Annotated in this window: 9 protein-coding genes; 5 read left to right on the forward strand and 4 right to left on the reverse strand. The window is 69.5% G+C overall.

Translation table 11 applies throughout. The annotated features are described in order from the left end of the window. Positions 1-25: 25 nt before the first annotated feature. From OG801_RS21385 to OG801_RS21395, 3 genes are read right to left on the reverse strand one after another with little or no spacing between them, the layout of a single operon-like run. Positions 26-2,179 carry an alpha-galactosidase gene (locus tag OG801_RS21385; RefSeq protein WP_406031202.1) on the reverse strand — a complete coding sequence of 718 codons (2,154 nt, stop codon included), beginning with the start codon at positions 2,177-2,179 and terminating at the stop codon, positions 26-28. Next, on the reverse strand, positions 2,176-4,236 hold the full coding sequence (locus tag OG801_RS21390) for a beta-galactosidase (RefSeq protein ID WP_406031204.1): 2,061 nt from the start codon (positions 4,234-4,236) through the stop codon (positions 2,176-2,178). The genes OG801_RS21385 and OG801_RS21390 overlap by 4 nt, the downstream gene beginning before the upstream one ends. After that, positions 4,233-5,273, reverse strand: a complete 1,041-nt coding sequence (locus OG801_RS21395) for a LacI family DNA-binding transcriptional regulator (RefSeq protein WP_406031206.1) — start codon at positions 5,271-5,273, stop codon at positions 4,233-4,235. Before OG801_RS21395 ends, OG801_RS21390 begins: the two co-directional genes overlap by 4 nt. 110 nt (positions 5,274-5,383) lie before the next feature. Between OG801_RS21395 and OG801_RS21400 the strand changes: the two genes are divergently transcribed. The 4 genes from OG801_RS21400 to OG801_RS21415 all read left to right on the forward strand — a co-directional run bounded on the left by OG801_RS21400 (position 5,384) and on the right by OG801_RS21415 (position 10,375). Beyond that, positions 5,384-6,319, forward strand: coding sequence for a carbohydrate ABC transporter permease (locus tag OG801_RS21400; RefSeq protein ID WP_406031208.1), 936 nt, complete (start codon positions 5,384-5,386; stop codon positions 6,317-6,319). Next, positions 6,316-7,188 (forward strand): carbohydrate ABC transporter permease, encoded by an 873-nt coding sequence (locus tag OG801_RS21405; protein WP_355018204.1) that lies wholly within the window; start codon positions 6,316-6,318, stop codon positions 7,186-7,188. The genes OG801_RS21400 and OG801_RS21405 overlap by 4 nt, the downstream gene beginning before the upstream one ends. 15 nt (positions 7,189-7,203) lie before the next feature. After that, complete coding sequence (locus OG801_RS21410; RefSeq protein ID WP_406031210.1) at positions 7,204-8,547, forward strand: ABC transporter substrate-binding protein; 1,344 nt, start codon at positions 7,204-7,206, stop codon at positions 8,545-8,547. Positions 8,548-8,620: 73 nt separating this feature from the next. Then, complete coding sequence (locus OG801_RS21415) at positions 8,621-10,375, forward strand: glycoside hydrolase family 35 protein (RefSeq protein WP_406031212.1); 1,755 nt, start codon at positions 8,621-8,623, stop codon at positions 10,373-10,375. A 377-nt stretch (positions 10,376-10,752) separates the two neighbouring features. Here OG801_RS21415 and OG801_RS21420 read toward each other — a convergent pair whose 3' ends face one another. Next, positions 10,753-11,352: a hypothetical protein gene (locus OG801_RS21420; protein WP_406031214.1), complete on the reverse strand. Its 600-nt coding sequence runs from the start codon at positions 11,350-11,352 to the stop codon at positions 10,753-10,755. Between the two features lie 401 nt (positions 11,353-11,753). Between OG801_RS21420 and OG801_RS21425 the strand changes: the two genes are divergently transcribed. Next, positions 11,754-13,823 carry a thioredoxin domain-containing protein gene (locus tag OG801_RS21425; protein WP_406031216.1) on the forward strand — a complete coding sequence of 690 codons (2,070 nt, stop codon included), beginning with the start codon at positions 11,754-11,756 and terminating at the stop codon, positions 13,821-13,823. The last annotated feature ends 1 nt before the right edge of the window (position 13,824 follow it).

Consider the following 13,824-nt stretch of genomic DNA (forward strand, 5'->3'; position numbering starts at 1 on the left):
TCGCGGCCGGCACCGACGGTGACGGTCACGACGCCACCTCCGCGACCAGATGCACGATGACCAGGTCGTCGGCCTCCAGCAGGGGCGCGACCATGCCGACCTCGTCGAGCAGTCGGCCGCTCATCACGGCGCCGCCGTCGTACCACGCGGGTCGCGGGCGGTCCTTGGGCGACACCGCAAGCGGCACCGGCGTCACCCGGTACGCCGTCTCCGGGGTCAGGCCGGGGAACCGGATGCGGCCGGCCGGCTGGCCCAGGGTGAGGTCGAGCGCCGAGAGACGGAACAGCGCCTCGCGCCCGTCAGGGGCGACCACGCCGTCCAGCTGCAGGCCGTCGTGCAAGGTGTCTGCCCGCACGACGCGGCCGGAGTGGAGCAGGCCACGGAACCGCTTGTGCAGCGCGATCCAGGCCCGGAGCTCCTCGCGCTCCTCGTCCGTCATGGTGGTGAGGTCCCACTCGATGCCGAGGTGTCCCCACATGGCGGTGCCGGCGCGGAAGCTTAGGGTGTGCCGGCGTCCGGTGGTGTGGTCGGTGCTCGATCCCACATGGGTGCCCATCAGTTCGGGCGGCAGGGTCAGTCCGGTCCACCGGACCAGACGGTGCCCTTCGTGCGCGTCGATGCAGTCGGATACCCAGGCCCGGTCGGCCCGCTCGAGGACTCCCAGGTCGAGGCGCCCGCCACCGCCGCAGCAGGACTCGATCTCGAGCGCGGGATGCTGGGCACGGAGTGCGTCCATCAGGCGATAGGCCGCGAGTGTCTGCAGGTGGACCGCGGGTCTGTGGTCTCGGCCGCGGCCCGCGCCGGTCAGCGCACGGTTGTGGTCCCACTTGATGTAGGCGACGTCGTAGCGGTCCACCAGCGCCGAGATCTGACCGAACACGTGGTCCCAGGCGTCCGGGTTGGAGAGGTCGAGGACGTGCTGGTTGCGCGAACTGATGCCGGGACCGGCGTGGGTGCCGAGGATCCATTCGGGATGCTCCCGGGCCACGTCGGAGTCGAGGCTGACCATCTCGGGCTCGAACCACAGCCCGAACTCCATGCCCAGGCCCTGCACGGTCTTCACCAGCGGAGTGAGGCCGTCCGGGAACACGTCCTCGTCCACAACCCAGTCACCCAGGGAGCTCGTGGCGTCGCGCCGCCCCTTGAACCAGCCGTCATCGAGGACATACCGCTCGACACCCAGCTCGGCTGCACGCTCGGCGAGCTCGATGAGCTTCTGCATGTCCATGTCGAAGTAGACCGCCTCCCAGGTGTTGAGGAGCACGGGTCGCGCGCGCCGTGGGTGCACCTCCCGCGCCCTCAGGTGCTCGTGGAAGCGGCCGGAGAAGGCATCGAGCCCCTCGCCCCAGGAGGCGTAGAGCCAGGGCGAGGCATAGGTCTCGTCGTGGCCCAGCACCATCTCGCCGGGCATGAGCAGCTCGCCTCCGCGCAGCAGCTTCCAGCCGGTGAAGGAGTTCTCGGCGCAGAGCACCTGGTTGCCGCTCCAGCCGAGGTGAACACCCCAGACCCGACCGGCACGGAAGCCGAACCCGGACCGGCCGGCACACAGCACGGTGGCCGAGTCGTGCCCGGGACGGCCGCCCCAGGCCTCGCGGACGTGCTGTCCCTGGGTGAACGCGTGGCGCTGCGGGGTGCGCTCATGGGCGTGCCGCCCTGCCATGTCCAAGAGCTCGTCGGCCTCGGCCGGCACCGGCAGAGCCGGCTCGAGCAGTGTCACCTCGTACGGCGTCGCCTCCAGGTTCCGCACGCAGGCGCGCAGGCGCAACAGACCGTTCCCGAACAGCTCGATCTCGGTGGTCACCTCCACGCCGGCCGGCCCATCCAGCGCGACGCTGGTGAGCCGGGTGCAGTCGGTCGACTCGGTGACCGTGTGGTCCACCACGTCGAAGGTGAGCGCCCAGGCCTGGCCGGCGCGGCTGCCCAGCAGACCCGGACGACCCACCCAGCCACTGGTCTGCTGCGGCAGCACGGATGCCCACGAGTGCTGGTAGATCGCCCCGTCCAGGCTCGGCATCTCCAGCGAGCGGAGAAGGTCGGGAAGGTGCTCGGCCGCGGTCTCGCCGAGATCCGGTCCCCAGTGGAGGATGCACGGGAGCTCGGTGGAGTCGAGCCGAACGACCAGGCTGGTGTCGCCGCGTCGGAGGTGAGCGCCGCGGGCGGGGCGGGTCTCGCTGGTCATCGGGCGGTGCGGGTGAACACGGCCACCCCGGAGCCCGCCAGCTCGGCGACGCCGCGATCGGCACCCGAGGAGAACATCGGCTCGCCGAGGTCGCCCAGCTCGCCGAGGTCGACGACGTCGTCGGTCCGGTTGACCAGGAACCAGTACTCCTTCTCGCCGTCTGCGCGGATGGCGAGCTCCACCCGGCCGCGAAGCCCCGCGGGCAGCTCGCTGTCCACCCCGGCGGCCTCGAGCAGTCGGGCCAGCAGCGGCTCGAGACCATCCGCACCCAACCGGGTGGAGACGTAGGTGGCCGAGCCGTGAGCCAGGGCCCGTCGGGTCACCGCCGGGCGGCCCTCCTGCAGACCGGTCTTGTACGACGCGAGGACCTGCGCGCCGGGAGTCGTCGCGGTGATCCGGTCGGTCCACCGCGTCCCGGTGCTGCCGTCGTCGAGAACGACCTCGCACCCGTCCAGGAGCGGCCCGAACTCCTCGATGCGGATGCCGAGCAGGTCGCGCAGCGCACCCGGGTAGCCACCCGGCCACACGTGGTTGTTCTCGTCCACGACGCCGGAGAAGTACGTCGTGACCAGGTGGCCACCGCGGGCGACGAACTCCGTCAGCAGGTCGGCCGTCGCGGCGGGCATCACGTGCAGCACCGGCGCCACCACCACGTCGTACCCGTCGAGCGGCGCGCCGACGGGCAGGACGTCAGCCCGGACACCGAGCGCGAGGAACGCGACGTACCAGTCGAGCGCCTCCGCCCGATGGCTCACCGAGGAGCTCGGGTTGGCCTCCAGGTCGAGGGTCCACGACGAATCGATGTCGAAGAGGATCGCGGCCCGGGCCTGCTGGCGCCGCGACCCGACTACGGAGGCGAGCCGCTCGAGGTGCCCACCCAGTCGGACCACCGTCCGATAGACCTCGCTGTCCTCGCCGGCATGGGGCACCATCGCCGAGTGGTACTTCTCCGCGCCGGACACGGACTGCCGCCACTGGAAGAAGCAGACGGCGTCCGCACCGTGCGCCACGTGGGTGAGCGAGTCCCGCACCAGCGCGCCGTCCGCCTTGGGCGGGTTGATCGCGCGCCAGTTGACCGCGCTGGTCGAGTGCTCCATCAGGAACCACGGCTCACCGCCGGCGATGCCACCGGTCAGGTTGGCCGAGAACGACAGCTCGTCGCGGGCGCTGTCGTCGACGAGCGTGTAGTGGTCGTTGGAGACGAAGTCGACCTCGGCCGCCCAGTCGGCGTAGTCGATGCCGTCGAAGTGGTCCATCACCATGAAGTTCGTGGTCACCGGTACGTCGGGGGTCAGCCGGTCGAGGATCTCCCGCTCGGCGCGCAGGTAGTCCTTGAGGGCGTCGGAGGAGAATCTCTTGAAGTCGAGCTGGTGTGTCGGGTTGGGAATGGTGGGCGTCAGCCGTGGCGGCAGCACCTCGCTCCAGTCGCTGTAGCGCTGCGACCAGAACGCGGTGCCCCAGGCGTGGTTGAGGCCGTCGAGGTCGCCGTACCTCTGCGACAGCCAGGTGCGGAACGCCGTCGCGGCGTCGTCGGAGTAGTCGTAGAGGTTGTGGCAACCGAGCTCGTTGGAGACGTGCCAGGCGGCGAGCGCCGGGTGGTGGGCGTACCGGCTCGCCATCATCTCGACGACCGCCAGGGCGTGCTGTCGGAACACCGGTGACGTCGGCCGCCAGTGCTGCCGGGAGCCCGGCCACATGGTCTCGCCGGTGCGCGTGACAGGAAGGATCTCCGGGTGCCCGGCGCTCAACCAGGGCGGCGGCGAGGCGGTCGCGGTGGCGAGGTCGACGGCGATGCCGTGGGTGTGCAGCAGGTCCATCACCTCGTCGAGCCACGCGAAGTCCCAGGTGTCCGCGGCCGGCTGCAGGCGGGCCCAGGAGAAGATCCCGAGGGAGACGACGTTCACCCCGGCCTGACGCATCAGCCGGACGTCCTCGTCCCACACCTCCCGGCCCCACTGGTCGGGGTTGTAGTCGGCCCCGAAGCCGAGCGGTCCGCGAGCGTTCTCGATCGCGAGCGACTCGGGCCATCGCACCCAGCGGTGCGGTCGCCGGCTCATGCGGTCGTCCCGCGGGGCGGTGAGGTGCTGGCCCGGACCACCAGCCGGGGCCGCACCAGAGCCTCCTGGTGCTCGTGCTCGCCGGACTGGATCTCCCGGATCAGGGCATCGACTGCGCCCCGGCCGACCTCGTCGAACGACTGGTGGACGGTGGTCAGTGGCGGCCAGAAGTACGCCGCCTCCTCCATATCGTCGAAGCCGACGACACTGACGTCGTCGGGGACCCGGCGACCGCGCTCGTGCAGGGCTCTCAGGAGTCCCAGGGCCATCTGGTCGTTCGCGGTGAACACCGCGGTCACCTCCTCGTTGTCGGCCAGCCGGAGGCCGGCCTCGTAGCCGGCTCCGGTCGACCAGTCGCCCGGCAGCACTGGCGGCACCGGTCGGCCGTGGGCCTCGAGCGTCTGCTGCCACGACGTCCAGCGGCGCCGCGCGGAGTAGGACAGCTCGGGCCCGGCGACGTGCCAGACGGTCTCGTGACCGAGGTCGAGCAGGTGCTCGGTGGCCAACCGCGCTCCGAGGGCCTGGTCGTTGTCGACGATCGGGTAGTCGTACTCCGCGCTGGAGTCGACCACGACCACCGGCAGTCCCTCCGGCACGGCGACGCCGTCGAGCCGGTGCGTCTCGACCAGGATGATGATGCCGTCCACCGCCTGCTCGCCGAGCTGGTCGAACGCCGCTCGAACGGCGTCCTGGGTGGCGTCCAGCACCGGCAGCAGGTTGATGGCGTACCCGGTCTGGGTGGCGGCGGCCGCGATCGCGTCGAGGGTGTGGGTGGTGCCGACGCTGGATAGCTCGAACGCGATCACGCCGATGCTCTGGAACCGTCCGCTGCGCAGCGCCCGGGCCGCCCGGTTGGGCCGGTAGCCGACCTCGCGCATCGCGGACAGCACCCGCTCCCGGGTGGCCGCGTCGACGTAGCGGGCGCCGTTCGCGACCCGCGAGACCGTCTGTCCCGAGACCCCGGCGATCCGGGCAACGTCGGCCTGTGAGGCTCCCCGCCGTGGAACTGGTGCCCCGGCCGTGCTGTCTGTCGCCATGGACCGAATAATCCTTCCGCCAACCTGTTGACGTCAACATGTGTCGTACGTCACTGTACCTGTTGACGTTAACAGGCCGCCACGGAATGGCGGTGAAGGGAGGTGGGACCGTGACCCAGCTGGAGAGAAGCCGGGAGACCCGCGGTGCTGGGCGACCGCCCGTGCCCGGTCGCCGGTGGTCGCGCAGCGACAGGAAGGGGTGGATCTTCGTCGGCCCGTTCCTGGCGGTCTTCGCGCTGACCTTCCTGTCGCCGATCGCCTACGCCGCCTACCTCAGCCTCTTCCGTGCGCAGGCGTTCTTCGGCACCACGGAGTTCGTCGGTCTGGACAACTACGTCGACGTGTTCACCGACGACAAGTTCTGGGACGGCTCGTTGCGGGTCCTGCTGTTCCTCGTCGTACAGGTGCCGATCATGCTCGGCCTCGCCCTGGTGGCCGCGCTGGCCATCGACAGCGCCCGGCTCTACGGCACGAGCTTCTTCCGGCTCTTCATCTTCCTGCCCTACGCCGTTCCCGGTGTCGTGGCCGTCCTGATGTGGGGCTTCATGTACGGCACCAACTTCGGGCTGGCCGCCGACTTCAACGAGCTGTTCGGCACCTCGATCGCGCCGCTCAGCAGCAGCTGGATGCTCGCCTCGATCGCCAACATCGTGACCTGGGAGTTCGTGGGCTACAACATGCTGATCTTCTACTCCGCGTTGCGCACCGTGCCGGGCGAGATCTACGAGGCCGCCGCGCTCGACGGCGCCGGGCCGCTGCGGACCGTGCTCTCGATCAAGATCCCGGCCCTGCGCGGGGCCATCCTGATCGCCACCATCTTCTCCATCATCGGGACCTTCCAGCTCTTCAACGAGCCGAACATCCTGCGCACTCTGGAACCCAACATCATCACGACCTACTACACACCGAACCTCTACGCCTACAACCTGTCCTTCGGTGGGCAGCAGTACAACTACTCGGCGACGGTCGCGATCGTGATGGGCCTGCTCACCGCGGTGATCGCGTACGCCGTCCAGCTCCGCGGCTCACGAGAGGCGATGAAATGACGAGCCGGGTGAGCACGTCGCCGCTGGCGCCGCGACGGTCGCCGTTGCTGACCGTGCTGATGGCGCTGTTCCTCGTCTATACGCTGGTGCCGCTGGCGTGGCTGATCCTGAGTGCCACCAAGACCCAGGCGGATCTGTTCTCGAGCCCGGGGCTGTGGGTCGGCGACGAGTTCGCGTTCTTCAGCAACGTCCGCGACACGCTGACCTACCGCGACGGCATCTTCCTGCGCTGGCTGGCGAACACCCTTCTCTATGTCGTGGTGGGTGCCGGCGGCGCGACCCTGCTGGCCACCGCGGCCGGCTACGGCCTGGCCAAGTACCGCTTCCCCGGACGGCGGGCGGTCTTCGCCGTCATCATCGGCGCGGTGGCCGTGCCCGGCACCGCGCTGGCCGTGCCGACGTTCCTGATGTTCTCGAACATGGGGCTCACCAACACGGTGTGGGCGATCATCATCCCCTCGCTGATCAGCCCGTTCGGCCTGTACCTGATGTGGGTCTACGCCGCGGACGCCGTACCGGATGAGCTGCTCGAGGCGGCGCGCATCGACGGCGCCGGCGAGATTCGGATCTTCTTCACGGTCGCTCTGCGCCTGCTCGCTCCCGGCATCGTCACGGTGCTGCTGTTCGCCGTCGTCTCGACGTGGAACAACTACTTCCTGCCACTGATCATGCTGAGCGAGCCGAAGCTCTATCCGCTCACCGTGGGCCTCACCCAGTGGAGCGCTCAGGCGACGGGCGCGAACGCGCAGCCCGTCTACAACCTGGTGGTCACAGGCTCTCTGCTGACCATCGCCCCGCTCGTCATCGCCTTCCTCCTTCTCCAGCGGTTCTGGCAGTCCGGCTTGAGCGCGGGAAGCGTCAAACAGTGAAATGAAAGGAACGCCATGTTGATCATCAATGGGCGCAGATCCCGCCGGATCGCCCTCGTCGCGGCAGCCCTCACCGCCGCCTCTGTGCTCGCCGGCTGCGGCTCGGACGACGGGGGCGGCGGAGGCGGAGGCGGAGGTACGGCAGCAGACCTCGACGCTGCCCTCGAGGAAGGGGGCACCATCACCTACTGGACGTGGACCCCGTCCGCCGAGGCTCAGGTGGCGGCGTTCGAGGACCAGTACCCGAATGTCGACGTGAAGCTGGTCAACGCCGGCACCGGCAACGACCACTACACGAAGCTGCAGAATGCGATCAAGGCCGGCTCCGGCGGCCCCGACGTGGCGCAGGTCGAGTACAAGGCGCTGCCGCAGTTCGCGCTGCCCGGCGACCTGGTCGACCTGGGCCAGTACGGCTTCGACGAGTTCGAGTCGGATTACACGCCGTCGACCTGGGCCTCGGTGCAGGCTGGCGAGGGCCTCTACGGGCTGCCGCAGGACTCCGGCCCGATGGCGCTCTTCTACAACCAGCAGGTCTTCGACGAGCACAAGCTCGAGGTGCCGACCACCTGGGACGAGTACGTCGAGGCCGCTCGGACCATCAAGAAGGAGGACCCGTCGCAGTGCATCACCAACGACAGCGGTGACGCCGGCTTCACCACCAGCATGATCTGGCAGGCCGGTGGCACACCGTTCCAGTCCGACGGCGAGAGCGTCACGATCGATCTGCAGGACGAGGGCACGCAGAAGTGGACGGGCGTGTGGAACCAGCTCATCGAGGACGAGCTGGTCTGCACGATCCCCGGCTGGACCGAGGAGTGGTACAAGGCGCTGGGTGACGGGACCATCGCGTCCATCGGTCTCGGTGCCTGGGCACCCGGCGTGTTCGAGCAGTCCGTGCCCGACGGCGCGGGCAAGTGGCGGGCCGCACCGATGCCTACGTACGACGGGCAGCCGGCGACCGCCGAGAACGGCGGCAGCACCCAGTCGGTGCTGGAGCAGAGCAAGAACCCCGCGCTGGCCGCGGCGTTCGTGCGCTGGCTCAACCACGAGGAGGGCGTCGAGCCGTTCCTGGAGAGCGGTGGCTTCCCGGCCACGGTCGCGGACCTGCAGGACCCGGCGTTCGTCGACAAGGAGCTCGACTACTTCGGCGGCCAGCAGGTCAACCAGGTGCTCACCGAAGCAGCCACGCAGGTGGTCGAGGGCTGGCAGTACCTGCCCTACCAGCTGTACGCCGACACGATCTACGGCGACACCGTCGGCAAGTCCTACCAGACCCACACCGCCCTCGAGGACGGCCTGGGGGCCTGGCAGGAAGCGCTCGTGAAGTACGGCGACGAGCAGGGCTTCAGCGTCAACTGACCCACGACTGACCGGACCGACAGCCGCCGCACCTCGCGGAGCGGCGGCTGTCGGTCCCTTGCGAGAGGTAGGCATGCCCGAGTTCACGATCGGCGAGTCCGACTTCCTTCTCGACGGTGAGCCGTTCCGGATCCTCTCCGGCGCGCTGCACTACTTCCGGGTCCACCCCGACCACTGGGCGGACCGGATCGAGAAGGCCAGGCTGATGGGCCTCAACACCATCGAGACGTACGTGCCGTGGAACGCCCACAGCCCCCGCCAGGGCGTCTTCGACACCGACGGCATCCTCGACCTTCCGCGGTTCCTGCGCCTGGTGGGGGAGGCCGGCATGTACGCGATCGTGCGTCCGGGGCCGTTCATCTGTGCGGAGTGGGACAACGGCGGGCTGCCGGCCTGGCTGTTCCGGGAGCCGGGCGTCGGGATCCGCCGCCATGAGCCGCGCTTCCTCGACGAGGTCGAGAAGTACCTCCACCAGGTCCTGGCGCTCGTGCGCCCGCACCAGGTCGACGAGGGCGGACCGGTGCTGCTGGTCCAGGTGGAGAACGAGTACGGCGCCTACGGTGATGACCGGAGCTACCTGCAGGCACTCGTGGAGATGACCCGTGGAGCCGGCATCGGCGTACCGCTGGTCACCGTGGACCAGCCCGTCGATGCCATGCTCGCCGCCGGCGGAATCGACGGGGTGCTGCGTACCAGCTCCTTCGGTTCGGACAGCGCGAACCGCTTGCGCACGCTCCGCGACCACCAGCCGACCGGGCCGCTGATGTGCATGGAGTTCTGGGACGGCTGGTTCGACCACTGGGGAGGTCGGCACCACACCACCCCCGTCGAGCAGGCCGCCGAGGAGCTCGATGCCCTCCTCGCCGCAGGAGCCTCGGTCAACGTGTACATGTTCCACGGCGGCACGAACTTCGGCCTGACCAGCGGGGCCAACGACAAGGGGATCTACCGGCCGACGGTGACCTCGTACGACTACGACGCTCCCCTGGACGAGGCCGGGAACCCGACCGCGAAGTACTTCGCGTTCCGCGACGTCATCGCCCGCTACGCGCCGGTGCCGACCGAGACCCCCGTCACCGCCGGTCTGGCCCCCGAGCAGACGGTGGCGCTGGGCGAGCCGGTCCGGCTGCTCGACGACCCGGCGGCCTGGGGCTCCTGGAGCAGCTGGGAGTCGCTGCCGGTGCTGGACGAGCTGGAGACAGACACTCGTCTGGCCGTCTACCGGACCGAGCTGCCGGGCGACCGCCCGGGCGTCCTCGCCCTCGGCGAGGTCCGCGACCGGGCCGCCGTCTTCCTCGACGGCGCCCCGGTCGGCATCCTCGAGCGCGAGCACCACGAACGGGCGATCGCGCTGCCGCACGGTCGCGGTCGGCTGGAGATGGTTGTCGAGGACCAGGGCCGGGTCAACTACGGCGCCCGCATCGGTGAGTACAAGGGCCTGGTCGGGCCGGCTCTCCTCGACGAGGTGCCACTCACGGGCTGGGAGGTCCTGGCCATCGACCTCGACCAGGTGCCGCGCCTGTGGGAGGCCGGCCCACCAGACGGCCATGGCTCCGGGGTCGGGCCCACCGCGTGGCGCGTCCTCTTCTCGGCCGAGCCCCACGTCGACCTCTTCCTCGACACCACCGTCTGGGGCAAGGGCATCGCCTGGGTCAACGGCTTCTGCCTGGGCCGCTATTGGCGGCGCGGTCCGCAGCGCACCCTGTTCGTGCCGGGCCCGGTGCTGCGTCCCGAAGGCAACGAGCTGGTCGTACTGGAGCTGGACGTGCTCGCCGATCCGACGGCCCGGTTCGTCGCCGGGCCGTCCCTGGGGCCGCTCGAGGACTGAGGCCGGCCCTGAGAGTCCCGATCGGGTGCGGGATCACGGACCTGTGGTTGTCTTCCACGGTGTAGGCGGCGGCGAGGAGACGATCGAAGAGTTGTTCGGCGCTACCCGAAATGATCTGGACGTTGGCGTAGGTGTTGCCGTACACAGGGCCGTGGCTGGCATCGTAGTGGCGCCGAGCCCGAAGCCGTTGTTGGCGCTCGATGTCGTCGTTTGTAGCGCGCTCGGAGAGCGGTGACCGTCGTGGTGGCGACCGGTCGCCATGTCGCTGCCGTCGAGCGGGTGCCGGCAGCGGTTCTTGCCGATTTCATCCGATGCTCGAGGACACTCGGGCCCCCGGGATCGCGTTCGTGGAGGTCGTGACGGTGGCGTGGAATCACTCATCCAGCACGACGGCACGCCGCGGGGTTCTGACGTAGCTCCACGTTGTCCCTCACGATCCTGCGGTCCACCCAGCTGTTGCGAGCCACCGAGAAGTTGCCGGCGTAGGAGTTCCTGAGCACACGCAGGGAACGCACGTGATTGCCGACGACGCGGAGGTTGTTGCACGCCTTGTTGTCCCGGACCATCAAGGTCCCCCGATTGTCGCGTACCACGAGATTGTTGGCGATCGACATCTCGCAGATCGCGACGTTGCGGGAGTTGCGGACCATGAGATTTCGTCCGGCGACCGGGTCCACGCGGCACCCCGCGGCCCCGATGGTCACGCGCTCGACGACGTTGCGGACGTGGATGTTCCGGCCGAGGCTCGTGTCGGTGATGCTGACCACCCTCGGTGCACCGGTGGTGCGGACATTGCCGGTGATCCTGGAAATGGTGATCACGCAGCGGGCGTCGTCCGGGATGACTACGTTGCGGAACGTCCGGTGGTGGTAGCTGCCGTCGCAGACGAGGTCGGGCGGCAGCGCCTGGGCGCTGAGGACCGGCCCCACCACGGGTGCGAGCGCGCCGATGAGAAGGAAGACGACGAGCTTCTTCATGTGAACCCTCCGAGTCCGGGCGATGTGTGTCTTCATGACGCGCCAACGAGAACATGTGTTGCACCGGCTCGCCCAGGTTCCAGATAGCCGATGCGTACTTCCCGCCGCGCTCCCGCTGCGGCGCGTACCCGGCGGGGAGAAGTTCGACGAACAACGCGACTGAGCCCCTCTCCCGATGAAACGGGGGAGGGGCTCACGTCAGTCAGCGCTCTATGCCTAGAAGTCGTAGTAGCGATCGAGTTGGTCACGGCAGCACAGGGGCGCTTCGCCAAGCCCGGCGACGCCACCGTAAGCGTGGTGTCTGCCGTTGGCCACTGAATGTTGGAGCGGAATACGTGTCAAGAATCCCTGTCATCTGACACGTTTGCATCACTTGCTCATGTGCGTGCAAGGCTGGAGGAGTGGCCAACCGACTCGCCTCCGCGACCTCGCCCTACCTGCTCCAGCACGCTCAGAATCCGGTGGACTGGTGGGAGTGGTCGCCCGAGGCGTTTGAGGAGGCGCGGCGGCGGGACTTACCTGTCCTGCTGTCGGTCGGGTACGCCGCGTGCCACTGGTGCCACGTGATGGCGCACGAGTCGTTCGAGGACGAGACGACGGCGGCGTACATGAACGAGCACTTCGTCAACATCAAGGTCGATCGGGAGGAGCGGCCGGATGTGGACGCGGTCTACATGGCGGCGACGACGGCGATGACCGGGTCGGGCGGGTGGCCGATGACGGTGGTGCTCGACCACGACGGCAACCCGTTCTTCGCCGGCACCTACTTCCCGGACATGCCGCGCCACGGGCAGCCGGCGTTCACGCAGGTGCTGCAGGCACTCTCGGAGGCGTGGACGCGGCGGCGGTCGGAGATCGGGGCGGTGGCGGAGAACGTACGTCAGCATCTGGCCGCCGTGTCTGGGGCGGCCGGGTCTGCGGGCGACTGGCAGGTCGACGTCGATGCCGTGGTCGAGACGCTGGCGGGGGAGTTCGACCCGATGGCGGGCGGGTTCGGGGGTGCGCCGAAGTTCCCGCCGTCGATGGTGCTGGAGTTCCTGCGGCGAGCAGCCGGGGCGCTCGGGGCGGACTCGCGGGTCTCGCACATGCTCTCGCGCACTGTCGCAGCGATGGCCGGCGGCGGGATCTACGACCAGGTCGGGGGCGGGTTCGCACGCTATGCCGTCGACCGCGGCTGGGTCGTTCCGCACTTCGAGAAGATGCTCTACGACAACGCGCAGCTGATCGGCCTCTACGCCCGTCTGGGCACCGAGCTCGGCGACCGGGTCGCCCGGGAGAGCGCCGACTGGATGATCCGCGAGCTCGGCACCGCCGAGGGTGGGTTCGCCTCCGCGCTCGACGCCGACAGCGAGGGGGTCGAGGGGAAGTTCTACGTCTGGAGCCCGGGCGAGCTCGTCGCCGTGCTCGGTGCCGAGGACGGCGCCTGGGCCGCGGAGGTCTTCGAGGTGACCGAGGCCGGCACCTTCGAGGAAGGTGCTTCGACCCTCCAGTTGCGGCATCGGCCCGAGGACACCGAGCGGCTCGAGTCGGTCAAGGCGCGTCTGCTGGCGGCGCGTGCGGAGCGGGTACGCCCGGCGCGCGACGACAAGGTCGTCGCGGCCTGGAACGGCCTGGCGATCAGCGGTCTGGTCGATGCCGGGTTGCTGCTGGGGGAGCGGCGCTACGTGGACGAGGCGGTCGCAGCGGCCGAGTTGCTGTGGCGGGTGCACGTTCCTTCGTCAAGGTATGCAGACGAAGGAACAGATCCCGTGCGGAACTCCGCGGGGGATGTGAGCACTGACCTGCATACCTTGACGGAGGAACACCCCGCGCGCCTCCTCCGCGTCAGCCGCGACGGCGTGGCCGGCGCGCACGCGGGGGTGCTGGAGGACTATGGCTGCGTCGCGGCGGGATTCCTGGCGCTGACCCAGGCGACCGGCGACAGCACCTGGCTCGACCGGGCGACGGCACTGCTCGACACCGCACTGACCCACTTCCGCGCCGAGGACGGCGGCTTCTACGACACCGCCGACGACGCGGAGGCGCTGGTCACCCGGCCCCGCGACCCCTCCGACAACGCCAGCCCGAGCGGCATCAGCGCGATGGTCCATGCGCTCGTCACCGCCCATGCGCTCACCGGCGAGGGCCGCTACCGCACGGCCGCCGAGGAGGCGCTCGCGGCCACGAGCAACCTGATGACGAAGGCGCCCCGGTTCGCCGGCTGGTCGCTGGCGGCTGCGGCGACGATGGCCGACGGTCCGCTCGAGATCGCGGTCGTCGGGCCGCCGGGACCAGACCGCGACGCTCTCGAGGCCGTGGCCCGGCGCAAGCCGGGTGCGGTGGTGGTCGTCGCCGACGAGGCGCGCGACGACATCCCTCTGCTGAGCAGTCGCACTCCAGTGGACGGGAAGGCGGCGGCGTACGTCTGTCGAGGGTTCGTCTGCGAGCGTCCCGTCACCTCCGTGGGGGACCTGGCGAAGACCCATACCTGAT

It is taken from the genome of Nocardioides sp. NBC_00163, from assembly GCF_045206295.1.
In the GTDB taxonomy this organism is placed as follows: Bacteria; Actinomycetota; Actinomycetes; order Propionibacteriales; family Nocardioidaceae; genus Nocardioides.